General features: G+C 70.4%; 24 protein-coding genes and 1 pseudogene. 15 read left to right on the top strand and 10 right to left on the bottom strand.

The window, feature by feature from the left end:
- The 6 genes and pseudogenes from ATM97_RS25885 to ATM97_RS25860 form a co-directional block, all read left to right on the top strand.
- Nucleotides 1-1,384, top strand: a pseudogene (locus ATM97_RS25885) (histidine kinase); the annotation flags it as partial.
- Nucleotides 1,381-1,794, top strand: coding sequence for a roadblock/LC7 domain-containing protein (locus ATM97_RS25880; protein WP_011207200.1), 414 nt, complete (start codon nt 1,381-1,383; stop codon nt 1,792-1,794). The pseudogene ATM97_RS25885 and the gene ATM97_RS25880, both read left to right, overlap by 4 nt.
- A 7-nt stretch (nt 1,795-1,801) precedes the next feature.
- Nucleotides 1,802-2,176, top strand: coding sequence for a DUF742 domain-containing protein (locus ATM97_RS25875; protein ID WP_019044950.1), 375 nt, complete (start codon nt 1,802-1,804; stop codon nt 2,174-2,176).
- Nucleotides 2,157-2,759, top strand: a complete 603-nt coding sequence (locus ATM97_RS25870; protein WP_019044951.1) for an ATP/GTP-binding protein — start codon at nt 2,157-2,159, stop codon at nt 2,757-2,759. Before ATM97_RS25875 ends, ATM97_RS25870 begins: the two co-directional genes overlap by 20 nt.
- A 270-nt stretch (nt 2,760-3,029) precedes the next feature.
- Nucleotides 3,030-4,541, top strand: a complete 1,512-nt coding sequence (locus ATM97_RS25865; protein ID WP_255588427.1) for an acetyl-CoA carboxylase carboxyltransferase subunit alpha/beta — start codon at nt 3,030-3,032, stop codon at nt 4,539-4,541.
- Nucleotides 4,542-4,634: 93 nt separating this feature from the next.
- A complete protein-coding gene (locus ATM97_RS25860) occupies nt 4,635-5,489 on the top strand; it encodes an aldo/keto reductase (RefSeq protein ID WP_218720795.1) in 855 nt (284 codons plus the stop codon).
- Here the strand turns inward: ATM97_RS25860 and ATM97_RS25855 are convergent.
- Nucleotides 5,470-6,588 carry an NAD(P)-binding domain-containing protein gene (locus ATM97_RS25855; protein WP_218720794.1) on the bottom strand — a complete coding sequence of 373 codons (1,119 nt, stop codon included), beginning with the start codon at nt 6,586-6,588 and terminating at the stop codon, nt 5,470-5,472. The genes ATM97_RS25860 and ATM97_RS25855 overlap by 20 nt on opposite strands.
- Before the next feature lie 90 nt (nt 6,589-6,678).
- Between ATM97_RS25855 and ATM97_RS25850 the strand changes: the two genes are divergently transcribed.
- The 5 genes from ATM97_RS25850 to ATM97_RS25830 all read left to right on the top strand — a co-directional run bounded on the left by ATM97_RS25850 (nt 6,679) and on the right by ATM97_RS25830 (nt 11,379).
- Entirely contained in the window at nt 6,679-7,407 is a 729-nt protein-coding gene (locus ATM97_RS25850) for an enoyl-CoA hydratase (protein ID WP_218720793.1), read from the top strand.
- Entirely contained in the window at nt 7,407-8,540 is a 1,134-nt protein-coding gene (locus ATM97_RS25845; protein ID WP_218720792.1) for an MBL fold metallo-hydrolase, read from the top strand. Before ATM97_RS25850 ends, ATM97_RS25845 begins: the two co-directional genes overlap by 1 nt.
- Nucleotides 8,541-8,570: 30 nt before the next feature.
- A complete protein-coding gene (locus ATM97_RS25840; RefSeq protein WP_218720791.1) occupies nt 8,571-8,816 on the top strand; it encodes an antitoxin in 246 nt (81 codons plus the stop codon).
- Nucleotides 8,817-8,867: 51 nt separating this feature from the next.
- Nucleotides 8,868-11,135, top strand: a complete 2,268-nt coding sequence (locus ATM97_RS25835; RefSeq protein WP_218720790.1) for an ATP-dependent DNA ligase — start codon at nt 8,868-8,870, stop codon at nt 11,133-11,135.
- A gap of 70 nt (nt 11,136-11,205) precedes the next feature.
- Nucleotides 11,206-11,379, top strand: coding sequence for an antitoxin (locus ATM97_RS25830; RefSeq protein ID WP_218720789.1), 174 nt, complete (start codon nt 11,206-11,208; stop codon nt 11,377-11,379).
- A 175-nt stretch (nt 11,380-11,554) separates the two neighbouring features.
- Here ATM97_RS25830 and ATM97_RS25825 read toward each other — a convergent pair whose 3' ends face one another.
- From ATM97_RS25825 to ATM97_RS25795, 7 genes are all read right to left on the bottom strand, one after another.
- Nucleotides 11,555-12,199 carry an isochorismatase family cysteine hydrolase gene (locus ATM97_RS25825; RefSeq protein ID WP_218720788.1) on the bottom strand — a complete coding sequence of 215 codons (645 nt, stop codon included), beginning with the start codon at nt 12,197-12,199 and terminating at the stop codon, nt 11,555-11,557.
- A 50-nt stretch (nt 12,200-12,249) separates the two neighbouring features.
- Entirely contained in the window at nt 12,250-12,888 is a 639-nt protein-coding gene (locus ATM97_RS25820) for an ammonium transporter (protein WP_218720787.1), read from the bottom strand.
- A gap of 212 nt (nt 12,889-13,100) precedes the next feature.
- Nucleotides 13,101-13,778, bottom strand: coding sequence for a DUF1345 domain-containing protein (locus ATM97_RS25815; protein WP_218720786.1), 678 nt, complete (start codon nt 13,776-13,778; stop codon nt 13,101-13,103).
- A gap of 57 nt (nt 13,779-13,835) precedes the next feature.
- Nucleotides 13,836-14,576, bottom strand: coding sequence for a CbiQ family ECF transporter T component (locus ATM97_RS25810; RefSeq protein WP_218720785.1), 741 nt, complete (start codon nt 14,574-14,576; stop codon nt 13,836-13,838).
- Complete coding sequence (locus tag ATM97_RS25805) at nt 14,573-16,690, bottom strand: ATP-binding cassette domain-containing protein (RefSeq protein WP_308248614.1); 2,118 nt, start codon at nt 16,688-16,690, stop codon at nt 14,573-14,575. Before ATM97_RS25805 ends, ATM97_RS25810 begins: the two co-directional genes overlap by 4 nt.
- Before the next feature lie 83 nt (nt 16,691-16,773).
- Nucleotides 16,774-17,553, bottom strand: coding sequence for a metallophosphoesterase (locus tag ATM97_RS25800; protein ID WP_218720784.1), 780 nt, complete (start codon nt 17,551-17,553; stop codon nt 16,774-16,776).
- Nucleotides 17,554-17,704: 151 nt separating this feature from the next.
- Entirely contained in the window at nt 17,705-18,148 is a 444-nt protein-coding gene (locus ATM97_RS25795) for a MarR family winged helix-turn-helix transcriptional regulator (protein WP_218720783.1), read from the bottom strand.
- Nucleotides 18,149-18,209: 61 nt separating this feature from the next.
- Between ATM97_RS25795 and ATM97_RS25790 the strand changes: the two genes are divergently transcribed.
- The 3 genes from ATM97_RS25790 (at nt 18,210) to ATM97_RS25780 (ending at nt 21,153) form a co-directional block, all read left to right on the top strand.
- Nucleotides 18,210-18,827 carry a TIGR03086 family metal-binding protein gene (locus ATM97_RS25790; RefSeq protein ID WP_218720782.1) on the top strand — a complete coding sequence of 206 codons (618 nt, stop codon included), beginning with the start codon at nt 18,210-18,212 and terminating at the stop codon, nt 18,825-18,827.
- 68 nt (nt 18,828-18,895) lie between these two features.
- A complete protein-coding gene (sigJ, locus tag ATM97_RS25785; protein WP_255588416.1) occupies nt 18,896-19,837 on the top strand; it encodes an RNA polymerase sigma factor SigJ in 942 nt (313 codons plus the stop codon).
- A gap of 80 nt (nt 19,838-19,917) precedes the next feature.
- Complete coding sequence (locus ATM97_RS25780) at nt 19,918-21,153, top strand: NAD(P)/FAD-dependent oxidoreductase (protein ID WP_218720780.1); 1,236 nt, start codon at nt 19,918-19,920, stop codon at nt 21,151-21,153.
- Between the two features lie 70 nt (nt 21,154-21,223).
- Here the strand turns inward: ATM97_RS25780 and ATM97_RS25775 are convergent, their stop codons facing one another.
- Both ATM97_RS25775 and ATM97_RS25770 read right to left on the bottom strand, forming a co-directional pair.
- Entirely contained in the window at nt 21,224-21,994 is a 771-nt protein-coding gene (locus tag ATM97_RS25775) for an RluA family pseudouridine synthase (RefSeq protein WP_255588415.1), read from the bottom strand.
- A 41-nt stretch (nt 21,995-22,035) separates the two neighbouring features.
- Entirely contained in the window at nt 22,036-23,028 is a 993-nt protein-coding gene (locus tag ATM97_RS25770; RefSeq protein ID WP_218720778.1) for an adenylate/guanylate cyclase domain-containing protein, read from the bottom strand.
- A 272-nt stretch (nt 23,029-23,300) separates the two neighbouring features.
- Between ATM97_RS25770 and ATM97_RS25765 the strand changes: the two genes are divergently transcribed.
- Complete coding sequence (locus ATM97_RS25765; RefSeq protein WP_218720777.1) at nt 23,301-24,176, top strand: NAD(P)-dependent oxidoreductase; 876 nt, start codon at nt 23,301-23,303, stop codon at nt 24,174-24,176.
- Nucleotides 24,177-24,213 lie beyond the last annotated feature (37 nt).

Here is a 24,213-nt window from a genome sequence, read left to right as displayed (position 1 = left end):
CAAGCGCGACACCACCGCCGGTGGTCTGCCGCAGCGCTCGCCGGGCGCCAACGGCGCGCCGCCGCGCGATCCGTCGGCCGGGCTGCCGCAGCGTCCCGCCAACGGCCTGCCCCAGCGGGAGCAGACCGGTGGCCTACCCCAGCGTGATCCGGCCAACGGTCTCCCGCAGCGGGAGCAGACCGGCGGCCTGCCCCAGCGTGACCCCTCCACCGGTCTGCCCCAGCGTGACCCGTCCACCGGGCTGCCCCAGCGTGACCCCGCGGGCAACGGTGCGCCGCAGCGTGATTCCGGTCCGGTCTCGCGTGATCCGTCGACCGGCCTGCCGCAGCGCGCCCCGTCCAACGGGCTGCCGCAGCGGGACCAGACCGGCGGCCTGCCGCAGCGTGATCCGGCGGCGCGGCTGCCGCACCGCGAGCAGAGCGGTGGTCTCCCGCAGCGTGATCCGTCGAACGGCCTGCCCCAGCGGGAGCAGACCGGTGGCCTACCCCAGCGTGATCCGGCCAATGGTCTCCCGCAGCGGGAGCAGACCGGCGGTCTGCCCCAGCGTGACCCCTCCACCGGGTTGCCCCAGCGCGAGCAGACCGGTGGTCTGCCGCAACGTGATCCGTCCACCGGGCTGCCGCAGCGCGGTGGTCTGCCGCAGCGTGACCCGGCCGGTCAGCCGCCGCGTCCCGCCAACGGTCTGCCCCAGCGCGGCGCGCCGGGTGCCCCTGCGCCGCAGCGTGATTCCGGCGACAACGGGCTCCCGCAGCGGGCTCCCGCGGCCGGTCTGCCGCAGCGGGAGGCGCCCAACGGCCTGCCGCAGCGTCCGGCTGCGCCGAATGGGCTGCCCCAGCGCGATCCCGGCGCTACTGTGGTACCGCAGGCGAACGCCGGGCCAGGAGTGGCTCTGCCCCAACGGGATCGGGATCCTGCGGGGCCGGAGAACGCTGCGTCGGCAGGGCGCGATCCGGGTCGGCACAGCTTCCGGTCGAATCCGGCCAAGGCTGCGTCGTTCTTCCAGACCAGGTTGCAGCCGGCACCGGAAGGTGATTCCGTCATGGGCGGAACGCCGATCTTCGCGGAGATGATGTCGGCGTGGCTCACGGACGAGAATTCCGACCGGTCCCAGATGGCGGCTGCCTTCGAATCACCGGGTGACGAAGGATGGCAGGCCGCACGCCGGGCCAGCGAGGCTCAGCCCGAGGTTCGTACCGCTGCGGGCTTGCCTCAGCGCAACCCGGGCGGCAGGCTCGTGCCTGGCGGTGTGACCGGTAAGGCCGACACCACCCCGCAACGTGATCCCGAAACGATCAGGTCCAGCTTGAGTCGTCACCAGCAGGGCGTCCGGGATGGCCGCGCAATGAAGGCAATGAACCTAACCGGAGATAAAGGAGACCGATGAACCCCGATCTAGGTGGTACGAACCGTCAGCTGGATTGGCTGGTTTCGAACTTCGCCAACGAGGTTCCTGGCGTAGCCCATGCCGTCCTGGTCTCGGCTGACGGCCTGCTGATGGCCGCGAGCGCCCAGCTTCCGGTGGACCGCGCGGAGCAGCTCTCCGCCGTCACCGCCGGTCTGGCAAGCCTTTCCGTCGGCGTGTCCAATCTGTTCGAAGGCGGTACGGTACTGCAGTCCGTCGTCGAGATGGAGCACGGTTACCTACTGCTCATGGCAGTCGGCGACGGCTCGTATCTCGCGGTCCTGACCAACACCTCGTGTGACATCGGTCAGGTGGGCTACGAAATGGCTCTGTTGGTCGAGCGTGTGGGCCAGACCGTCCAGGCCACGCCACGCGTCACGATGGGTTCCTGATGGTGGGATGGACATAGACGATCACCGCATGGGGAGCGCCGAGCCCAGCCTCGTCCGCCCGTACTCCTTGACTGCCGGCCGCACCAGGCCGGCGGTCGAGTTGGCGTTGGAGGCTCTCGTTGCATCGCATCCGGTCGCCATGGAGCGGCAGTTCGAACTGAACAACCTCGAAACGTCCATCGTGGAGTTGTGCAGGCAATCGCCGTCCGTTGCCGAGATAGCTGCCCAATTGGGTATCCCGATCGGTGTAGCGCGGGTACTCGTGGCCGACCTCATCGAGGCCGGTCATGTCCGGGTCTCGGCGACTTTGAAAGACGATTCCAGCGACGATGAACGTCGCGAGCTGATCGAAAGGGTTCTCAGTGGACTCCGGCGTATTTGATTCGACGGCGCAGGTCGACACCCGCACGAGCAAGCCGACTTCGGCGAAGATCGTTGTCGCCGGTGGCTTCGGTGTCGGTAAGACCACGTTGGTCGGTGCGGTGTCGGAGATCGTTCCGCTGCGCACCGAGGCGTTGGTCACCAACGCCAGTACCGGAATCGACAACCTGACCGGCATTCCGATGAAGTCGACCACCACGGTGGCGATGGACTTCGGCCGGATCAGCCTCGCCGACGACCTGGTCCTGTATCTGTTCGGCACGCCCGGCCAGTACCGGTTCTGGTTCATGTGGGACGACCTCATCCGCGGCGCCATCGGCGCCGTGGTGCTGGTCGACACCCGCAGGCTGGAAGACAGCTTCGCCGCTGTCGACTACTTCGAGGCTCGCGGTCTACCGTTCCTGGTGGCGCTCAACGAGTTCGACGACGCACCGAAGTACCCGCTCGAGGACATCCGCCAGGCCCTCGCGGTCCCCGCCGACGTGCCGATCATGTCGATCGACGCCCGCCGCCGGGAGCCCGCCAAGCAGGCCCTGGTCTCCTTGACCGAGTACGCCCTGCGCAAGGTCATGCAGGGCTACTGAGCCGAACCCGGGGCTGCCGCGATGAAGGCAGCAGCCCCGCTTCGCCCCTCAGCACCCCGCTGCCCCGATCCGATCCGCCAGCCACACAGCGGATCGATCAGCTGCTCGGCAGCACTCGGTAGTCGTTCATAACGGAATGCCACGACGAACCGCGCCGCGTACCCGTACCCAGGCGACGGTGAAGCGTGAGCAGCGCGTGCACCGCGCACCCCGAAGGTCCCGTTCCCTCGGCTCGGTAGCGGCCGATCCCGCTAGGCTCAGCGCGTGCGTATGTCGGCGTTCGACCTGATCGGGCAGTTGCTCGACACCGATTCGTTTCTGAGCTGGGACCAGCCGCCGGTCGAGCCCGCGGTGTCGCCGCGGTATCGCCAGGAGTTGGTCGACGCCGAGCTGCGGGCCGGGACCGATGAGTCGGTGGTGACGGGGGAGGGGTTGTTGCGCGGGCGGCGGGTGGCCGTGATCGCGTGTGAGTTCGCGTTTTTGGCGGGATCGGTGGGGGTGGCCGCGGCCGAGCGGATCGTGTCGGCGGTGGAGCGGGCCACCGAACTGGGGTTGCCGCTGATCGCCTCGCCTACGTCCGGCGGGACCCGGATGCAGGAGGGCACGGTCGCTTTCGTGCAGATGGTGAAGATCGCGGGGGCGGTCGCGGTGCACAAGGCGGCGGGGCATCCCTATCTGGTGTATCTGCGGGATCCCACGATGGGTGGGGTGTTCGCGTCCTGGGGGTCGCTGGGCCACATCACCTTCGCCGCGCCGGGCGCGCTGATCGGATTCCTCGGCCCTCGCGTGTACGAAGCGTTGTACGGCAAGCCTTTTCCGCCCGGCGTGCAGACGGCGGAGAACCTCTACCGCAACGGCGTGATCGACGGTGTGGTCACCGTCGAGGTGTTCCGCCGGATCGCCCACCGGGCCTTGAGCGTCGCGAGCGGCGTCGTCCTGCCGGTCACCGCCGAGCCGGGATGGGCCGCGCCCGTACGCAGTCCGGCCACCGCCGCCGCTTCCACGGCGAGCGCCTGGGATTCGGTACTGAGCACCCGCAGGCCCGGCCGTCCCGGCATCCGTGACCTGCTTCGCCATGTGACCCAACGGGTTCCGCTCAGCGGCACCGGCCAGGGCGAATCCGATCGCACCGTGGTGCTGGCGCTGGCCCGGTTCGGCGGACAGCCCTGTGTCGTCTTCGGCCACGACCGCTCCGGCCAGCAGGGCGAGCACACCATGGGCCCGGCCGCCCTGCGCGAGGCGCGCCGGGCGATGGCGCTGGCCCGGGAGCTGCGCCTGCCGCTGGTCCTGGTGATCGACACCGTCGGCGCCGCGCTGTCCAAAGAGGCCGAGGAGCGCGGGCTCGCCCCCGAAATCGCCCGCTGCCTGGCCGACCTGGTCACCCTCGACACCCCGACCGTGTCGATCCTGCTCGGCCAGGGCACCGGCGGCGGCGCGCTGGCCCTGCTCCCGGCCGATCGGGTGCTGGCCGCCGGTCACGGCTGGCTGGCCCCGCTGCCGCCGGAGGGTGCGAGCGCCATCGTCTTCCGTGACACCTCGCACGCGGCGGAACTGGCTGCGGCACAGGGTATTCGAGCGCTCGACCTGCAAACCGACGGCGTCGTGGACCGCATCGTCGACGAACACCCCGACGCCGCCGACGAACCGGTCGCCTTCTCCCGGCGCATGGTGCTCGCGGTGACCGAGGAACTGGCCGCCCTGCGCGCGGCGCCGACGGCGGAACTGCGGGCCCGACGGCAGGCGCGATACCGGCGAATCGGTCTTCCCGGGGTTGTTCACTGACCGGCGCCCCGCTTCCTACCCGATCCGGAACCGGGGGAAACACGCGAGGGTGCGTCGTTGACGGTACGGCGAACCACTTCTACCGTCGAACGGGTGACCTTCCGTAGCGCTAGCAGCCCTGTTCCCACCATCGTGCTCAATGACGGCAATGTCATTCCGCAGCTCGGCTTCGGTGTGTTCCAGGTGCCGGAGGACGACGTCACCCCGGTGGTGGCCGAGGCATTGGAAGTCGGCTACCGCAGCATCGACACGGCCGCGATCTACGGCAACGAGGAGGGCGTCGGCCGCGCCATCCGCGCCTCGGGCATCCCCCGCGACGAGATCTACGTGACCACCAAGCTGTGGAATGCCGAGCAGGGCTACGACAGCACGCTGCGCGCCTTCGACGCCAGTATGCGGCGCCTGGGCCTGGACTATCTGGACCTGTACCTGATCCACTGGCCGGTGCCGTCGGCCGGTCGCTACGTCGACACCTTCCGCGCCTTCCAGGCGCTCAAGGCGCAGGGCCGGATCGGCTCGATCGGCGTCTCCAACTTCCGGGTGATCGACCTGGAGACCGTGATCGCCGAGACCGGCGAGACCCCGGCGGTCAACCAGATCGAACTGCATCCCACCCTCGCGCAGCGCGAACTGCGCCAATACGACGCCAACCACGCCATCGCCACCGAGGCGTGGAGCCCGCTGGGGCAGGGCACGCTGCTGGACAACCCGACCGTGGTCACCATCGCCAAGGAGCTCGACCGCACGCCGGCGCAGGTGATCATCCGCTGGCATCTGCAGCTGGGCAATATCGTCATCCCGAAGTCGGTCACCCCGTCGCGCATCGCCGAGAACTTCGACGTGCTCTCCTTCGAACTGGACGCGCAGGCGATGGAGGCGATCAACCGGCTCGATACCGGCACCCGGGTCGGCCCCGATCCGGCCACTTTCAGCGCCGGGCTGGCTTGATCCCCAGGTAGTCGGTCAGTTCGGCGGCCGCGGCCCGGCCCGCCCGGTTGGCGCCGATGGTGCTGGCCGAGGGTCCGTAGCCGATCAGGTGCACCCGCGGGTCGACCGCCACCTGGGTGGCGAGCCTGCCGGTCATCGTGATGCCGCCGCCGGGGCCGCGCAGCCGCAGCGGCGCCAGGTGGTCGAGCGCGCTGCGGAACCCGGTCGCCCACAGGATGACGTCGGCGTCCTGGAACCGTCCGTCGGCCCAGCGCACCCCGGTCGGCTCGATTCGTTCGAACATCGGCTGCCGCCGCAGCACGCCACGATCGCGCGCGGCGCGCAGGCGCTCGTCGAGCGGCAGGCCGGTCACCGAGACCACCGATCCGGGCGGGAGCCCGCGGCGCACCCGGTCCTCCACGATCGCGACGGCCGCGCGACCGTCCTCCTCGCGGAACGGCAGCGAACGGAACACCGGCTCGCTGCGGGTGACCCATGTGGTGGACGTCACCTGGGAGATCTCGTCGAGCAATTGCACCGCCGAGATGCCGCCGCCGACGATGACCACGTGTTTGCCCGCGAACTCGGCGGCGGTGCGGTAGTCGCGGGTGTGCAACTGCCGGCCGGTGAAGGTGTCCGCGCCCGGATAGACCGGGATGAACGGGTGCTCCCAGGTACCGGTGCCGTTGATCAATCCGCGCGTGCGCAGCGTCCCCGCGCCGTCGGTCTCGACGTGCAGCACCTCTCCGCGACCGGCGCAGGACTGCCCGTCGGCGGTCCGATCGCAGACCACGTCGACCGTCACCTGGCGGCGAACCCGCAGGTCGAAGCGCTTCTCGTAGAGCTCGTAGTAGTGCGGCACCGCGGTGGCCGCCGGCGCCGACTCCGAGCCGGGCGGCAGCGTCTCGGCGAAGGACATCCCCGGCAGATCGTGCACCCGGTTGACGGTCGTCAGCGTGAGCGAGGGCCACCGGAACTGCCAGGCCCCGCCCGGACCCGGCGCGTGGTCGACGATGAGGAAATCGCGTTCGGGGACCAACCCGAGGCGGCGCAGGTGGTAACCGGCGGAGAGACCGGACTGGCCGGCACCGATCACCAGGATGTCGAAGTCGGTCGCCACAGCCGCCGATGCTATCGCCTTACCGGGCGCCGACGGCTGCCTGTGGCAGAGTTATGGCATCCACGGTGTCGGTACTTCTGGGGAGGATGCATGCTCGGCGTGACCCGCGATGGTGATGTGATCACCATCGAAATGCAGCGCGAGGAACGGCGCAACGCACTCAGCGAAGAGCTGGTCGGACTGCTGCGCGAAGCGATGCTCGACGCGGTGGCACAGGGCGCCCGGGTCATCGTGCTGACCGGCCGCGGTCCGATCTTCAGCGCGGGCGCCGACCTGTCGGGCGTCTACTCCGAGTCTTTCCTCGGCGGCCTGCTCGACATGCTGCACACCATCGAATCCCTCCCGGTGCCGGTGATCTCGGCGATCAACGGCGGCGCGCTCGGCGCGGGCGTGCAGCTGGCCATCGCGTCGGACCTGCGGGTGATCGAGCCGGACGCGTTCATCGCGGTGCCCGCCGCCAAGCTGGGCATCTCGGTCGACCGCTGGACGGTCTCGCGGCTGGTCTCGCTGATCGGCGGCGGTCCGGCGCGCACCATCCTGCTCGCGGCCGACCCGGTCTCGGCCGCCGACGCCTACACCTTCGGCTTCGCCAACAAGCTCGGCACCCTCGCCGACGCGCAGGACTGGGCGAAGTCCATCGCCGCGCTCGCACCACTGTCGCTGCAGGCGATGAAACTGCTGCTCAACGACGACGGCACCCGTGATCCGGCCAGCGCGCAGCAGCGGGCCGCCCTGGAAGCCGCCTGGACCAGCGACGATGCCAAGGAGGGCCGATTGGCTCGGCAGGAGAAGCGCCCGGCGAAGTTCGTGGGCCGCTGATGCGGCTCGCACGCGTTGCGGGGTCGGTGGCGAGCACGCTCGGGCTCGCCTGGGTAGCGCGTGCGGTGTGGGGACTGCCCACCGCCCTCGGCGCGGGCCCCGCGGACATCGCACCGAGCGCACTGGGCAAGTCGTCGTATCGCGACGGCCGGTTCCACAACACCGAGCCGAGCAGCATGATGGCCGCCGGCGCGGCGCCGTCGCTGCTGTGGTCGGGCCTGACCAAGAGCCGGGTCGGCAGGCCGTCGCGTCCGGTCCCGCTCGAGACGCCTGCTCCGCCCGCCGAGGCCGCCCCGCTGGCGGTGACCTGGTACGGGCACGCGAGCGCGCTGATCGAACTCGACGGCTACCGCGTGCTGGCCGACCCGGTGTGGAGTGAGCGGGTCTCGCCGTCGCCGGTGATCGGCCCGGCCCGGCTGCATCCGGTCCCCGGTGAGTTGTCGGAGCTGCCCGCCGTCGACGCGGTGATCATCTCCCACGATCACTACGACCATCTGGACAAGGCCACCGTCGACGCCCTGGTCCACGAGCAGCTCGCGCCGTTCGTCGTGCCCACCGGTATCGGCGCGCACCTGCGTCACTGGGGCGTGCCCGAGTACCGGATCATCGAACTCGACTGGGGCGGCTCGGTCTCGCTCGGCCGCGACGACAACGACCGCGGCCTCACCGTCACCTGCGCCGAGGCCAGGCACTTCTCCGGCCGCGGGCTGGTCCGCAACACCACGCTGTGGGCGTCCTGGGCGCTGGCCGGACCCACCAAGCGGGTCTATTTCGGCGGCGACACCGGCTACACGAAGGCCTTCGCGCAGGCGGGCGCGGTCCTCGGCCCGTTCGATCTGACGCTGCTGCCGATCGGTGCCTACGACGAGCGCTGGACCGACGTGCACATGAATCCCGAGGAAGCGGTGCGCGCGCACGCCGACCTGTGCCTGGGCGACCCCGGCTACGGGCTGCTGGTCCCGATCCACTGGGCCACCTTCAACCTCGCCTTCCACGGATGGTCCGAGCCGGTGCACCGGCTGGTGTCCGCGGCGGCCGAAGCGGGTACCGCCACGGTGGTGCCCAAGCCGGGCCAGCGGGTGGTTCCGAATGACCTCCCACCGCGGGTTTCGTGGTGGGAGGATGTGGAGTGACAGCTTCTTACGGGAAAGGAACATCGGCAGATGAGTCTCGTGGATACCTTGAAGGGCTTGCTCGGTAAGGGCAAGGAAGCGGCCGCACAGAACGCCGACAAGATCAACGATGCGGTCGACAAGGCCGGCACCTTCATCGACGACAAGACCGGCGGCAAGTACAGCGACAAGATCGAGAAGGGCAAGGACGCGGCGAAGAAGGTCGTTCCGCCGCAGGCAGGCCCCGGCAGCACCGCAGGCGGCCCCGCCCCGACCGATCCGGGACCGCAGGCCTGATTCGGTGCGCGGGGGCCGGAGACTATCGGTCCCCGCCGCCGAACCGCGTCGATGGTCCGCCGGGAATTCCGGGGTCCGCCGGGTGAGCCGGCGATCGAGGTTGAGCTCAGCAACCTCGACAAAGTGCTGTACCCGGCGACCGGCACGACCAAAGGCGAGGTGATCGCCTACTATTCGGCGATCGCGGAGGCGATGCTGCCCCATGTCGCGGGGCGGCCGGTCACCCGCAAGCGGTGGCCCAACGGGGTGGATCATCCCGATTTCTTCGAGAAGAATCTGCCCGAGCACGCGCCGGCGTGGATTCAGCGCCGGGCGATCGAGCATTCCAGCCGGAAGGTGACCTACCCGCTGATCGACTCCGAAGCGGGGATGGCCTGGCTCGGCCAGCAGGCGGCCCTGGAAGTCCATGTGCCGCAGTGGCGTTTCGACGGCGACCAGCGCGGCCCCGCGACCAGGATCGTGTTCGACCTCGATCCTGGTCCTGGTGCGGGGCTGGCCGAATGCGCGCTGGTCGCGCTGGCGGTGCGCGACATGGTCGCCGATATCGGGATGCGGGCGTTCCCGGTGACCAGCGGCAGCAAGGGAATTCACGTCTACGTGCCGCTGGATCGGCCGGTGAGTTCGCGGGGCGCCTCCACCGTCGCCAAGCAGGTCGCCGCCAATCTCGAACAGCTGCACCCGGATCTGGTCACCGCGACGATGGCGAAGTCGGCTCGCCCTGGCAAGGTCTTCCTGGACTGGAGCCAGAACAACGCCGCCAAGACCACCATCGCCCCGTACTCGCTGCGCGGTCGCGCCGAGCCCAACGCCGCCGCGCCGCGGAGCTGGGCCGAGATCGAGGACGCGAAGTCCCTGCGCCAGTTGCGCTTCGACGAGGTCCTCGTGCGCTGGCAGGCCGAGGGCGACCTGCTGGCCGATCTCGACCCGCCGCTGCCCAGCCGACCCGACGCGCTCACCCGATACCGCAGCATGCGCGACCCCGAGCGCACTCCCGAGCCGGTGCCCGCCGCGGCGCCGGAGCCGGGCCCCGGCGATCGCTTCGTCGTCCAGGAACACCACGCGCGTCGGCTGCACTACGACGTCCGGCTCGAACGTGACGGCGTGCTCGCGTCGTGGGCGGTGCCCAAGGGCCCGCCGACCGAACCGAAACACAATCGGCTCGCCGTGCGCACCGAGGACCATCCGCTCGAATACCTGCATTTCCACGGCACCATCCCCAAGGGCGAGTACGGCGCGGGCGAGATGACCATCTGGGACTCCGGCACCTACCGCACCGAGAAGTGGCGCGACGACGAAGTGATCGTGGAACTCGTCGGTGACCGCCTGCGGGGCCGCTACGCCTTCATCCGCACCAACGGCGACCAGTGGCTGATGCACTTCATGCGCGACCAGACCCCGCGAGTCCCGGTGGACGACAGCGCGACCGGTGACCTCCCGCGCGGTCTGTCGCCGATGCTCGCCACCGCGGGCGAGGTGGAGGCGCTGAACGCGGGGGACTGGGCCTTCGAGACCAAGTGGGACGGCTTCCGGGTGATCGTCGAGATCGACGACGGCACGGTCACCGTCCGCAGCCGCGCGGGCAACACCGTCACCGCCCGCTACCCCCGGTTCGCCGCGCTCGGCGGCGAGCTGGCCGGGCACCGGGTGGTCCTCGACGGTGAGGCCGTGGTCCTCGACGCGAAGGGGCTGTCGGATATCTCCGCACTGCAAGCGGATTCGGCGCTGGCGGTGTTCGTCGCCTTCGATGTGCTCTTTCTCGACGGCACCTCGTTGCTGCGCAAGAAGTACAGCGATCGGCGCGCCGTGCTCGAGGCGCTGGGCAGACTGGCGCCGTCGATGAATGTCTCCGCGCTGCTGGCGGGCTCGGGGGCCGAAACGATGCGGGCCAGCCGGGAACAGGGGCAGGAGGGGGTGGTCGCCAAGCGGGTCGACTCGATGTATCAGCCGGGTAAGCGCACCCAGACCTGGCTCAAGCAACGCAATTGGCGCAGTAGGGAAGTCGTCGTCGGCGGCTGGCGGCGCAGCGACAAACGTGAGTTCAAATCACTGCTGCTCGGGATCCCGCACGAGAAGGGGCTGGTGTACATCGGTCGCGTCGGCACCGGCTTCGGCGTCGAGCAGTCCCGGCGCATCGCGGGGGAACTGCGGCGGCTGCACCGCGCGAGCTCGCCGTTCGTCAACGAGATGACCGCCGAGGAATGCCACGACGCCGAGTGGGTCACGCCCGAGCTCACCGGCACCGTCCGTTTCCAGTCCTGGACCGACACCGGCAGGCTGTGGCATCCGATCTGGGACGGGGTGACGAGTTCACCGAGCTGACCTGCCGCGAAAGCTGTGGTGTTGCTAGGGTGATCGCGTTGGACCGGTTCGAATCAGCGAGGAGTGCACGGTGGATTTCAAGAACCTGGCGGGCAAGGCGATGGATCTGGCTGCCCAGCATGCGGACAAGGTCGACGGGGTCATCGAGAAGGCCGGTGACGTGGTCGACGAGAAGACCGGCGGGAAGTTCTCCGGCCAGGTCGATTCCGCCCAGGAAGCGGCCAAGAACGCCATCCGGGACTGAATTCTCGGCGGCCGGCGCGGCGGGTTTTCGGTGTCGTCGGCGGCTGGCGCCGCGGGTTTCGGCCTCGTGACCTCGGCTCCGGGGGGCGATACTTCGCCTTCGGCGCTACGTATCGCCCCTCGGAGCCGAGGCGGCCGAAACCGTGGTGGTTCGGTGTGTGCTGTCGGGTTGCCGGTCAGGGGGTTGCGGTCATCAGGCCGGTGATGGTCGCGACGTCGGTGACCAGCGCGTTTCCCTGGAAGGTGAACTCGTCGTAGGCCCTGTCCATGGCTTCCTTATCGCGGCCGCCGCAGGCGTCGCCGATGACCACCGGGATGAAGCCGAGGTCGGTGGAATGCGCGACGGTGGGCGCGATTCCGATCTCGAGCGCGACGCCGGCGATGGCGTAGGCGCCGATCTTCAGATCGCGCAGGAGCGCGGCCAGCGGGGTGCCCTCGAAGGCCGACATCGTCATCTTGTCCAGGACCAGCTCGTCCTCGCGGGGCACCAGTTCCGGCACCAGTTCGAAGCCGGGGGTGTCGCGCTGGAGGATGAACTGCACGTCATCGATGGATTCCGCGTGCTGCCAGCCCATCAGCAGGCGCATCGCGTAGACGCCGGAGAGGCGGCGCGGCGGGAAGAAGTGCCGCAGGAAGATCACCGGATAGCCCGCGCTGCGGGCGGCTTCGACCACGCGTACCACCCGGTCGACGACTTCCTGGCCGTCGGGCAGCTGGCCGAGCACGCCGACCTGCATGTCGTAGACGATCAGCGCCATCCGGTCGGGCGCGCACAGATCGCCGAGGGTGTCGGGAATGTCGAGTCCGTTGCCTTGTCGCACCGACGCCAGTGTAGGCGTCGGTGCGACCGGCAATACGGCTGTTGCGCAGACTATTTGGTCTGCTGAGCCCACTGCGTGGTACCCGGCGGCGCCAGCAGCGTGTTGATCAGATCGAAGCCCGCGATGGCCAGCGTGGGTCCGCCGACGACCAGGGTGCCGATGATGCCGCCGATGGTCGCGCCGGTGACGAAGCCGGGGATCGCGCCGATGCCACCCGCCGCCGCACCGACCACCAGGCCGATGACCGCGCCGATGGCCATGCCGACGAAACTGCCGATGGCGGTGGCCAAGCCGAAGGTGGAGGCGAAGTTCGCCTGTGCCGCGTAGTTCTCGGCGGGCGAGGCGACCGGGGTCAGGTTGGGCTTGGCCGCCGCGACGTCCTTGACGGCGGTCAGCTCGAGTACCCGGTTGTCCTCGCGGAGGGCGTGCGGCAGCGGGTATTCCAGGCTGCCGTCACGGACCGAGAGCGGCAGCGAGACCAGGGTCGCGCCCGCTTCGTCGCGGACGTGGACGGTGCCGCCGTCGATGGCGAAGGTGCCGTGGGTGAGGGTGGTGACGACCTTGTTGCCGACCAGGTCGGTGCGGTACTCGACGTCCGGGGTAACCGGATCCGCCCCTGCCACGCCGGTGCCGACGAGCGCTACCGCGAGGACCGGAATGGCCGCGGCGGCGAGCTTGCGGATGATCATGTGAACGTTCCCATCTGGTTCATCAGGTGACGTGCCCAAACGAAATGCGCCGAGATCATGGCTCCCCCGAGAAAGCTAGAGACGGCGCGAATAGCGGTCCAGCTCGATGTCGAGATGAACCATAGCCTGCCCGAGGGTAGCTGGACAGTGAATTCAGGTTTTAAACCTCAAACCTTTCATAGTTATTCGCTATCGCGAACCGTGCTCGGCCCCTACCCGATGATGTTGATCGCGCGCGCGACGATCGTGGTGCCGATGACCACGGAAATGGCGGATTGCGCCATCATCAGCACCTTGCACCAGCGGGAGAGCGGGAGCACGTCGGCCGGTGCGAACGAGGCCGCGTTGGTGAAGGCCAGGTAGAGGTAGTCGAGGTATTCCGGCCGCCAGTCCGTGCCCGCGAGCCGCGCGTCCTGCATCTGCGGAAACAAGAAGTCGGGTAGAGGTTCGCGGCCGTTGGCGCGCGCGGCGGGACCGCCCCGGTCGAACTCCCAGTAGAGCAGAGAGAAGGCGATGATGTTGGTCGCCCAGATCATCGCCCCGCTACCGAGCAGCGTCCCGGCCCCGCGTTCGTCCGCGCCGGTGACGATGGTCTGTACCAGGCGCAGCGCCGACACCGTGGTCGCGAAGCTGATCAGGCCGGACAGCAGCAGGCTGAGCCTGCGGATCCAGGGTTCCTCACGGTCCATCCGGCTCGGGTTGGCGATCAACAGCACCGCCATCACACCCAGTTCGAGCATCGGCAGCAACCACACCGGCGTGGGCAGGAGCTCGTTCGGGAGCAGCGCCTGGACCACCACGATCGTCAGGATCGCCGCGGTGGCGGCCAAGCGCGATTCGCCTTCGGTGGGCTCTCGCCAGGCGGGTACCGCGTGCTCGCTGTCGGTCACGTCAGCCAGTATCGCCCGCCCGGCATCCCGCCCGGCGGAGGATGCCCGGCGGGGGATTCAGAGGGCGATGCTCAGGGCGATCGCGCCCACACAGACCGCGACGACGACGCCGAGCGCGACCGCGTCGCGGCGAGTCGGGGCGCTGGGGTGCGCGGTGAGCATGCCGGTGCCGCCGCGCGCGGTGATCGCCTCGCCGAGTTCGCCCGCGCGACGGGTGGATACGGCCATGCACGCGGTGAGGATGTCGATGAGCGGGTTGGCGTCGGCGGCGCGGTGCAGCAGGTTCTCCTTCGGGCGCAGTTTGCGCGCCGCGCGCAGCACCCGGATCTCGTCGAGCAGCAGCGGCAGCCCGCGCAGCGTCAGCGCGACGACCACCGCCCACTCGTCCACCGGCATCCGCAACTTGCGCAGCGGCGCACCGAGTTTCGCCAGCGCGGGCGCCACCTCGCCCATAGGGGTGGTGTACGCGATCAGGAACGACGCGGCCACCAGCACCATGCCGAAGACGAAGACCTGCGCGTACCCGAGCACCGCCTTCATCCCGATCGGGGCATTGATCAAACCGCCGAGCAGCACCAATCCCCAGAACCACCAGGGCAATCGGGGCAGCGCGCCCAGCGGCAGCCGGGCCACCACCCAGATCAGCACCAGGAACGCGATGATCACGCCGAGCACCGGCCAGGTCGGCAGGAACATCAGCAGCAGGCTGATCAGGAAGGCGGCGATCATCTTGGTGCCTGCCCACAACCGGTGCACGACACTGTCGACGGGGACCTCGCGCAGCAGCACGGTGCTCATCGGACGACTCCGCTTCCCGGTTCGTTGTGCGGTGGATTGTCCAGTCGCCAGACGGTTTCCGGGCGTCCCGGCAGCAGCGGCGCGGGCTGCGCGCCGACCGGTCGTCGCGCGCCCGCGGTTTCGACCACCACGCCCGCGTCCAGGTGGACGGTCCGGTCGCACACCGCGGTCACATCGGCCACGTCGTGCGAGATGACGATCAGGGTCTGCCCCGCGTCACGCAGCCGGGCGAGCAGTTCCACGATCTCGGCGCGGCCCTGCGGGTCGAGTCCGGCCAGCGGCTCGTCCAGCACCACCACCTGGGGATGGCTGGCGACCATGGCCGCGAGCACCACCCGCTTGGCCTGCCCGCCGCTGAGCTCCTCGACCGAGCGGGCGGCGAGGCGGCGGTCCAGGCCCACGGCGTCCAGCGCCCGGCCGACCGCGCCGGAGCCGGTCGCCCGGCCGCCCCAGTCGGCGATCTCCGCGCCGACGGTCTGCTTCTGCAGTTGCAGCCGGGAGTGCTGGAAGGCCAGCGCGACCCGGCCGATCTGCTGGTCGACCGGATCGCCACGCAACTCGCAACGGCCCGAGCTCGGCGCGATGAGGCCGGCGATGATCCAGGCCAGCGTCGACTTGCCGGACCCGTTGCCGCCGACGATCAGCAGTGCCTCGCCCTGCCGCACCGACAGGTCGACGCCGTGCAGCGCGGGGGCCTCCCACGGGGTGCCGCGGTTGTAGGTGTGGCGCACGTCGGTCAGTTCGAGGATGGTCGCGCCCATCGGGCCGCGGCGCTGATCGCGGGCGGGCTGCGGCCAGCGGGCGAGGTGGTCGACCATGCGCCCGTCGGCCAGGTGGATCACCCGGTCGGCGGCGCTCGCGTCGGCCTCGTGGTGAGTCACCAGGACGACGGCGGTGCCGTGCCTGCGCGGCAGCTCGGCCAGCAGCGCGACCAGGTCGCGGCGGCCGTCGGGGTCGATCATCGAGGTCGCCTCGTCGGCGATGAGCAGCGCGGGGCGCCGGGCGAGGGCGGCGGCGACCGCGAGGCGCTGCTGCTGGCCGCCCGAGAGCGTCGCGGTCTCGCGCCTGCCCATGCCGGACAGGCCGACCTCGGCCAGCAGTGCGTCGACGTCGACCTCGGCGGCCAGCTCGGCCGACAGGCCCCACACGACATCGTCGGCCACCGAGACGCCGAGGGTCTGGCTCTCCGGCCGTTGCAGCACCAGCGCGGTGCCGCCCAGCTCGCCCAGTCCGGCCGAACCCGGCCTGCTGACCGCGCCCGTCGTCGGCGGCCTGCCCGCGAGCACGCGGGTGAGCGTCGACTTGCCCGAGCCGTTGTGGCCGACGACGGCGACGAACTCGGCCGCGTGGATGGTCAGATCGATGCCGGACAGCGCGTCGGCGGTGGCGCCGGGGTAGCGGTAGCCCGCGCCGTGCAGGGTGACCGGCAGTGGCCCGACCGGCCGATCGTCGTCGGGTGCGTCGAGGCGGTCGCTGCCGGGCAGCCAGGCCAGCCGGTCCAGCACCGAGCCCAGCACGAACCACGACACGATCGCGCTCAACAGCACGCCGAGGAAGACCGAACCGCCGAGGTAGAGCCACCAGTTGCGCAGCAGCGCGTCGGTGAGATCGGCGGTGGCGCGGCCCAGCGGCTCCAGCGCCGCCTGCCGGGCGGCCAGGTTCTGGATGCCCTCCGCGGTACTACGGAGGGCATCGAAGAACAGCTGCCTGGTGCGCGAGAACAGCAGCAGGCTACCCACCGAGAACAGTCCCCAGCCCACCCCGGCGACCGCCGCGAGCGCCACCACCGTGGGCAGCCCGCCACCGCGCCGCTTCACGATGCCGATGATGCCCGCGAGCGTCGCGGCGCCGAACACCCCGAGCGCGGGCATGATCCCCGCGGCGACGAAGGTGACCAGGCCCGCCGCGACGCTGGCGGTGACCAGCGCGCGCAGGCGGTAGCGGTGGGCCAGCAGACCCAGGGGAACCGCGGCGACCAGTTGCAGGGCCGCCGCCATGGGAACCAGGGAACCCACGGTGATCAGGCCGACGGTCAGGCCGGCCATCACGGCACCGGTGGCCAGTTCGATGGGGCGCAGGGGTCCGCGGGGAAGATCCGCGGGCGTGTCTCTCACGTGTCCCAGTCTGCCAGGGGTGTATGTGGCCGGTCTGTGACCTCGTGTAGCGGTTGTGTGAGGAAACCGGGGAGATCCCGAGCTCAGGCCGGTGGTTCGGCCAGCCAGCCACCCATCGCGACGGTGCGGAAATGGGTTGTGAGGGTATTGGTCTCGTCGATGACATGCAGCGCGATCGCCGGATCGGGGGCGTAGTCCATCACCTTGTGCGGCAGCGTCACCTCCCAGGCGCCGCCCAGTACGGAGGCCGTACTCGGGCAGGTCACCATGGGTTTTCCGGCGAATGTGGTCGCGATGGGGGAGTGCGCGTGGCCGGTCAGCACGCCGATGATGCGTGGATCACCGGCGACGACGGCGGCGAGGCGGTCCGGCTCGGCCAGCGCGATCACGTCGACGACCGGGCTGGCGACGGGTTTCGGCGGATGATGCAGGGCCACCAGGATGGGGCCGTCGGCCGGGGCGGCGGCCAGGGTCGCGCGCAGCCAGTCGAGGGTCTCCTCGCTCAGCAGGCCGCCCGCTTCGCCGGGGACGCTGGAGTCGAGCAGGATCGTGGTGAGTGGTCCGACGCGGTGGACGCTGTTGATCGGAGCGGACGAGGGGGCTTCGCCCAGCAGTTCGGTGCGGAAGGCGACGCGGTCGTCGTGGTTGCCCGGCAGCAGATAGACGGGGACGTCGGCGCGCAGGGCCAGGCGGGCTTCGGCGTACTGCTCCGGCTTGCCGGAGTCGGTGATGTCGCCGGTCACGAGGAGGACGTCGGGCCTGCGGGGGAGGTCGGCCAGATAGGCCATCACCCGCTCCACGCGCTCGGTGTTGCGCGGGGTGAGGTCGAAGTGGGTATCGCTGAGCTGAGCCGCCAGGATCATCGGCAGTCGCTTTCTTCTCTGGGATCGCTCCGTTGCGTCAGAGTGTGCCGGTATGAGTCCTCGGCACCTCTCAAGGCTAGATGACCTGGGCTTATCCGTCTTCATGAGGCGTGCCACGACCGATAACCTCATCGGCGGTCTGTGTCATCGATCACGCGTCGGAGTTCGGCGTTCCGCTGCGTTCGGACAGCGTTTGTAGTACCCGCAGGAAGGTGCGCCGATCCTCGGCGGGGAGGTCGGCGAGCAGTCGCTGTTCCTGTGCCTGGATGTCGTGCTGGGCGCGGTCGCGCAGGCTCGCTCCGGCGGGGGTCAGCTGGACCAAATTGACGCGCCGGTCGGCCGGATCGGGTTCGCGCCGGATCAGGCCGCGGCGCTGTAGATCGTCGAGGACGGGGATGATCCTGGTCTTGTCCGCGCGGACCGCCTTGGCCAGCGCGGCCTGGGTGTGGACGGGCTGTTCGCCCAGTCCGAGCAGTACCGCGTAGGCCCACATGGTGAGGCCGTGCCGGTCGAGGACGGGTCGTTCCGCCTCCGTCAGCGCACGGCCGAGCGGCACGAGCATGGCCGCGAGGTCGGGTCGGGTCGCTTTCGGCATGGTCGAAATCTACCGGGGAGATCCCCTTGGCAGATGATAAGCATAAGCATACGATCTGCGCATGCATACTATTTTGGAGGATCGACTGCTGCTCGCCCGGCATCAGCGCGCCGTCCGGTTGAGCGTCGAGGCGGTCGAGGCGGCCGCCGATGCCGCGCTGACCGTCGAGACACCCTGTGCCGGGTGGGATCTGCGCGCGCTGCTGGAACACATGGGCACCCAGAACCGGGGCTTCGCCGCCGCGGCGCGCGGCGCGGACGACCCCGCGGTGTGGGAGGTCCGGCGCGCCGCCGACCCGGTCGACGCCTACCTGCGCTCGGCCGACGAGGTCGTCACCGCCTTCGCCGAGCCCGGTGCGCCGGCCCGCACCCTCGCCCTGCCGGAGATTCCACCCGGCCGCTTCCCCGCCCCGACGGCACTCGGTTTCCATCTCGTCGACAGCGTCGTGCACGCGTGGGATGTCGCCCGATCCGTCGGCCGCACGGTCGATCTCGACCCCGACCTGGCCGCGACCGCACTGCGCGTGGCGATGGCCGTGCCCACCGGGAAGTCGCGGGAGCGTCCGGGCGCGGCCTTCGCTCCGGCGCTCGACGTGGCAGACGACGCGGCCACGCTCGACCGCATTCTGCGCGTCCTCGGCCGCTCGCCGGATTGGCGGCCGTCCCACCGTCCCGGCTGATCTCGAGGCGTGCTCCGAGACCGACGGTCGGGTGGCAGCGCGCGACCCGAATGGCCGACCATAGGGGGATGACGCTCAGTACCGACCAGGCCGAGGTGTTCGAGGCCGCCCGTGGCCGTCTGGAGGCGATCGCCTACCGCCTGCTCGGCTCGGCCGGCGACGCCGAGGACGCGGTGCAGGACACCTACCTGCGCTGGCACGCGGCCGATCGGGACCGGATCGAGACGCCGGTCGCGTGGCTGACGAAGGTGCTCACCAATATCTGCCTCAACCAGCTCACCTCGGCCAGGGCCCGGCGGGAAACCTATGTGGGCCAGTGGCTTCCGGAACCGGTCTTGGCCGGTGACCGCATGCTCGGTCCGGCCGACACCGTCGAGCAGCGCGAATCCGTCTCGCTGGCGATGCTCGCGGTGATGGAGCGGCTCTCGCCCAACGAGCGCGTGGTGTACGTGTTGCGCGAGGCGTTCGGGTATCAGCATCGCGAGATCGCCGAGATGCTCGAGATCGGCGAATCGAACTGTCAGCAGATCTACCGGCGGGCCAAGCAGCATGTCGGCGGGCGGTCCCGGGTCACGATCGACGCGGCCGCGGCGGAGCGGATCGTCGAGGAGTTCCTCGCGGCGGTGCTCAGCGGTGACACCGACCCGCTGGTGCGGCTGCTCGTCGACGACGCGGTCGGCATCGCCGACGGCGGTGGCCGGATCCCCGCTCGCAAGTCCCCGGTCCTCGGCGCGCTCGGCATCGCGCGCTACCTCAGCCAGGTGTTCCGCCCGACGCAGGCCAAACGCGCCTACGTCGGTGGCTCTCCGGTGTTCTACGCCTGCGTGGTCAACGGTGGTCCCGGTGCGCTGGCGATGGTCGGCGACGAGGTGATCGCCGTCGTCGGCCTCGACGTCACGACCGATGGCATCGCCGGCGTCCAGATCCAGGTCAACCCGGAGAAACTGGCCCGGGTCGGCAGGCAGTGGGCGGCCGAGGGGCCGCACACCCCGCTCGATCTCGTGTGGTGACTCAGATCACACCGTAAGGCTGTCAGGGTTCGCGGGGCTGTCCGGTTCAGGAGGGGAGTCCATCCCGATAGGAGCGAGCCATGAAGCACCGCATTGTCGTCCTCGGCGCCGGGTACGCCGGAGCCATCGCCGCCGGACGTCTGGCGAAGCGGCTGCATCGCGACGACGTCGCGATCACCGTCGTCAACGCCGACGCCGATTTCGTCGAGCGGGTGCGGATGCACCAGCTCGCGACCGGGCAGGAGCTGCGCGAGCGCCCGCTGGGTGAGGTGTACGCGGGCACCGGTGTGCGGGTCGTGGTCGACCGGGTCACCGCGGTCGATGTCGAGCGCAAGCGAGTCGACCTCGCCGACGGCGATCCCCTCGACTACGACACCCTCGTCTACGCGCTGGGCAGTACCGGCGCCGATCAGGGCGTCCCCGGCGTCGCCGAGCACGCGCACAGCCTCGCCGGAAAGCAGTCCGCGCTGCGGCTGCGGGCCCGGCTGGCCGAGCTGCCCGCGGGCGCGCCGGTGGTGGTCGTCGGCGGTGGCCTGACCGGCATCGAAGCCGCGACCGAGATCGCCGAGGCCCGCCCGGATCTCGCCGTGTCGATCGCCGCGCGCGCCGGGGTCGGCGACTGGCTGAGCGACAAGGCCCAGCGGCACCTGCGCACGGTGTTCGACCGGCTCGGCATCACGGTGCACGCGCACGCCGACGTCACCCGCGTCACCGCGACCGCCGTGGTCGCGGGCGCCACGGAGATCCCGGCGGCGGTGACCGTGTGGACCGCGGGTTTCGCGGTGCACCCCATCGCCGCGGCCACCACGCTGACGGTCTCCGACACCGGCCGCGTCGTCGTCGACGCCACCATGCGCTCGGTCTCGCACCCCGACGTGTACGCCGTGGGCGACGCCGCGCTCGCGGACGGTCCCGGCGGTGTGCCGCTGCGGATGGCGTGCGCCACCGGCAGTCCGATGGCCTGGCGGGCCGGTGACGCCATCGCCGCCCGCCTCACCGGTCGACCGGTCCCCGACGAGCAGATCGGCTATGCCACCCAGTGCATCAGCCTGGGCCGCCGCGACGGCATCCTCCAGAAGGTGACCTTCGACGATCAGCCCACCTCGACCGTGCTGACCGGCCGCCTGGGCGCCCGCGTCAAGGAGTTCATCTGCGCGGGCGCCGCCTGGAGCGTCGGCCACCCGACCTTGATGATGCCGAGCCGTCGGCGACGGATCGTCACGACCGCTGTCGAGGCCGACCAGCTCGTCGCTCCGTGCGGCGGCGACGTCGGTGACCCGGCCGCTCGCCTCGGTACTCGGCCCGCGGCCGGTTGATCGGACGACCGCGTCCGGTCCGGCTTCCCGCCGCGACCGGACGGCCCGGCTGGCTCGGACTCCCGCCGGCTCAGCCGACCAGGTCGGCCAGCCGCTCGGACGCGGTGCGCAGCAACCGCTCGGCCGCGTCCGGGTCGGCGGCCAGCGGTGTCCAGAAGTCGGGGCCGGGGGTCGCTTGCAGGTCGAGCACCGGTGGGGTGAGCCAGTCGGCGTCGAGGCCGAGTCGCCAGGAGTGCAGGTGGGTGCGCGGGAAGACGGCGGTGCGGTCGAAGAGCGGGTCGCCCAGGATCGGGTGGCCGATCCAGGCCAGCTGCACCCGGATCTGGTGGCGGCGGCCGGTGACCGGCGCGACGGCGAGCAGTGTGTGCTCGCCGTGCCGGGCGACCGTGGCGAACCTGGTGCGCGAGGGATAGTTCTTCGTGGGCAGCAGGTCGGCGTCGTCGACGGACCACCGCTCGCCGACGCGGCGGATCGCCTCGCGTGGGGCGGCGATCCGCACCCGGTTCTTGCGCCCGACGCTCAGTGGCAAATCGAGTTCGCCGCGCTCGGGCAGATCGGTGCCGGAGACGATCGCCAGGTACGCCTTGCGTGCGGTCTGCTTGGTGAACTGCCTGGTCAGTTGACCGTGCGCGGCCAGATCGATGGCCAGCAGGACCAGTCCCGAGGTGACCTTGTCGATCCGGTGCACCGGGTACAGCTGCGTGCCCGCCGCCTGCGCCAGCTCGACCAGGTCGGTGTCGTGGCGCTCCCCGGTCACCGAGATCCCGGCGGGCTTGTTCAGCGCGAGCACCGCGTCGTCGGCGAACACGGTGTACTGCTCGCGCACGCTCTGCCAGTCCATCTCCACGTCGACACCCTAGAGAATGGTGTGCGGCCCGGCGGTCAGGAGGCCGGGCGCAGTCGGTGCGGGCGCAGCCGGTTGAAGCCGCGCACCCGCACGCTGCGCAGATGCCGGATGGCGAAGTCGCGGTGGCCCGCGAGCGCCTCGGCGGCGGCGTCGTCGATCAGGATGTTGCCCGGCCTGGCGACACCGGTGAGCCGCGCGGCGATATTGACCACCGAGCCGTACAGGTCGCCGAAGCGCTGCAACACCTCGCCGTAGGCGAAGGCGACCCGCAGTTCCGGTGTGCCGCCGACCAGCATCGTCGATTCCTGGATGGCGAGCGAGATCCGGGCCGCGTCCTCGGCGGTCTCGGCGGCGAACATCACCTCGTCGCCGACGTTCTTGATCACCCAGCCGCCGTTGTCGGTGATCGCGGAGGTGGTGGTCGACTCGAAAGCCTCCAGCAGCGTGGACAATTCGTCGGGGTGCAGGTGCCGGGTGAGCCGGGTGAAGCCGACCATGTCGGCGAAGCCGACGGCCAGCGTCCGCGTCGAGTCCTCCCCGGTGGTGGCGTCCGCCGACCGCGCGACCGCGGCCGCCAGATGCCTGCGCCACACATAGGACTGCAACTGCTCGATGCTCGCCATGGTGGATTCGGTTGCCGCCCTGACCCGTTCGTCGAGCGGCAGCGCCGGATCGGCCGCCGCGGCGCGCGCCTTGATCTCGGCCAGTACCAGGTCGGCCTGCCATTCGGCCAGGCGCGCCATGCCCTGGCCGATGGTACGCGCGGCGGCGGCTTGCTGCCGGATATCGGAGGCGGCGACGACGTTCATGCTGCGGAAGTTGGTGACCGAGGTGATGTCGATCTGGGTGTAGTCGACCTGGTCGTCGTCGGTGGCCGGGAAGCCGAGCGCCGTCCACAATCGCCGCGACTCCGCCTCCGGCACGCCGGACTGTTCGGCGACCTGCGTGCGCGTGTAGCGCCGCGGTCCGCCCAGGAGCGCCTCCTCCACATTGCGCTGCACCAGCTCGGTCAATTCGGCATCCGACATGAGCGAAACTCTACGACGCGCGCTCGAACCGCAGGTCGGACCGAGGCGACCTTGGCGATCTTCACAAATCGCCGCGCGTCGCACCTGGCCGACTCGGACCGCGGTGACACCGGGCACACCACACCCGTCGGCACGCCGCTGACCTGGAGGTTTACCTGGAGGTGAGCAACTGACGGCAAAAGTGCGTACTTGTCGGCCCGCGCGGCGCGCGCCGACACTCGGGATCACCGCGGTGCTCACCCCGAGTCCCGCGCTGTGGATCGGAGTCGCAGATGACCTCAGCGGACAAACCGCCGGTGACCGTGCTCGGCATCGGCTCGATGGGCGGCGCGCTCGCCGCCGCCTTCCTCGCCGCCGGTTACCCGACGCACGTGTGGAATCGCAGCCCCGACCGCGCGACCGCCCTGGTCGCCGCGGGCGCGACCGCCCACCACGACATCGCCGACGCGATCGCGGCGGGCCGAGTGGTCATCGCCTGCCTGACGAGTTTCGCCGCCACCCACGAGAGCATGGCGACGGCCGCCGGGACGATCGCGGGCCGTGACGTCATCACGCTCAACAGCGGGACACCGGCTCAGGCACGGGAATTCGCGCGGTGGGCGCACGCTGCGGGCGCCCGGTTCCTCGGCGGCGCGATCAAGAACGTGCCCGCGGCGGTCGGCCTGCGCGACACCCTGCTGTACTTCGGCGGCGACCGCGCGGTCTTCGACACCCATGCCGACACCCTGCGCGTGCTCGGTGGCGAGCTCGACTTCCTCGGCGCCGAACCGGATCTCGCCGCGCTCTACGAATACGCGGTCGGCGCCACCCTGCTGCCCGCGCTGCTCGGCTTCGTCGAGGGCGCCGCGGTGCTGGCCTCGCGGGGGCTGCCCGCGCGCACGATGGTGCCCTACTCGGGGAAGTGGCTGCGGATGATCGAGTCGCTGCTGCCGATCCTGGCCGGGGAGATCGACGACAAGGACTACACGCGGCTCGGCTCGAGCGTCGCGTTGTTCCACACCGTCGTCGAGGACGACCTGCGGCTGGCTGCCGAGACCGGCGTCGACCTGTCCTGGCACGCGACCATGCACGAACTGCTGCGCCGCGCCGTCGACGAGGGCCTCGGCGACCAGAGCATCACCGCTGTCTACGAACTGCTCGCCGCCTGATCAGCGCAGCACGCTGTACACCAGCACCTTCGCCGCC

Origin of the sequence: Nocardia sp. MH4 (assembly GCF_019266065.1) — a bacterium.
Lineage (GTDB): Bacteria > Actinomycetota > Actinomycetes > Mycobacteriales > Mycobacteriaceae > Nocardia > Nocardia canadensis.
The sequence above is the reverse complement of the archived record's forward strand: the minus strand, read 5'-3'. Positions and strand labels throughout refer to the sequence as shown.

Bases quoted from the DNA above. Each gene is read 5' to 3' on its own strand.
- ATM97_RS25880 (WP_011207200.1), top strand. From the start codon at position 1,381: ATGAACCCCGATCTAGGTGGTACGAACCGTCAGCTGGATTGGCTGGTT.
- ATM97_RS25875 (WP_019044950.1), top strand. From the start codon at position 1,802: ATGGACATAGACGATCACCGCATGGGGAGCGCCGAGCCCAGCCTCGTC.
- ATM97_RS25865 (WP_255588427.1), top strand. From the start codon at position 3,030: ATGTCGGCGTTCGACCTGATCGGGCAGTTGCTCGACACCGATTCGTTT.
- ATM97_RS25850 (WP_218720793.1), top strand. From the start codon at position 6,679: ATGCTCGGCGTGACCCGCGATGGTGATGTGATCACCATCGAAATGCAG.
- ATM97_RS25845 (WP_218720792.1), top strand. From the start codon at position 7,407: ATGCGGCTCGCACGCGTTGCGGGGTCGGTGGCGAGCACGCTCGGGCTC.
- ATM97_RS25840 (WP_218720791.1), top strand. From the start codon at position 8,571: ATGAGTCTCGTGGATACCTTGAAGGGCTTGCTCGGTAAGGGCAAGGAA.
- ATM97_RS25835 (WP_218720790.1), top strand. From the start codon at position 8,868: ATGGTCCGCCGGGAATTCCGGGGTCCGCCGGGTGAGCCGGCGATCGAG.
- ATM97_RS25820 (WP_218720787.1), bottom strand. From the start codon at position 12,888: ATGATCATCCGCAAGCTCGCCGCCGCGGCCATTCCGGTCCTCGCGGTA.
- ATM97_RS25810 (WP_218720785.1), bottom strand. From the start codon at position 14,576: ATGAGCACCGTGCTGCTGCGCGAGGTCCCCGTCGACAGTGTCGTGCAC.
- ATM97_RS25800 (WP_218720784.1), bottom strand. From the start codon at position 17,553: ATGATCCTGGCGGCTCAGCTCAGCGATACCCACTTCGACCTCACCCCG.
- ATM97_RS25795 (WP_218720783.1), bottom strand. From the start codon at position 18,148: ATGCCGAAAGCGACCCGACCCGACCTCGCGGCCATGCTCGTGCCGCTC.
- ATM97_RS25790 (WP_218720782.1), top strand. From the start codon at position 18,210: ATGCATACTATTTTGGAGGATCGACTGCTGCTCGCCCGGCATCAGCGC.
- sigJ (WP_255588416.1), top strand. From the start codon at position 18,896: ATGACGCTCAGTACCGACCAGGCCGAGGTGTTCGAGGCCGCCCGTGGC.
- ATM97_RS25780 (WP_218720780.1), top strand. From the start codon at position 19,918: ATGAAGCACCGCATTGTCGTCCTCGGCGCCGGGTACGCCGGAGCCATC.
- ATM97_RS25775 (WP_255588415.1), bottom strand. From the start codon at position 21,994: ATGGACTGGCAGAGCGTGCGCGAGCAGTACACCGTGTTCGCCGACGAC.
- ATM97_RS25770 (WP_218720778.1), bottom strand. From the start codon at position 23,028: ATGTCGGATGCCGAATTGACCGAGCTGGTGCAGCGCAATGTGGAGGAG.
- ATM97_RS25765 (WP_218720777.1), top strand. From the start codon at position 23,301: ATGACCTCAGCGGACAAACCGCCGGTGACCGTGCTCGGCATCGGCTCG.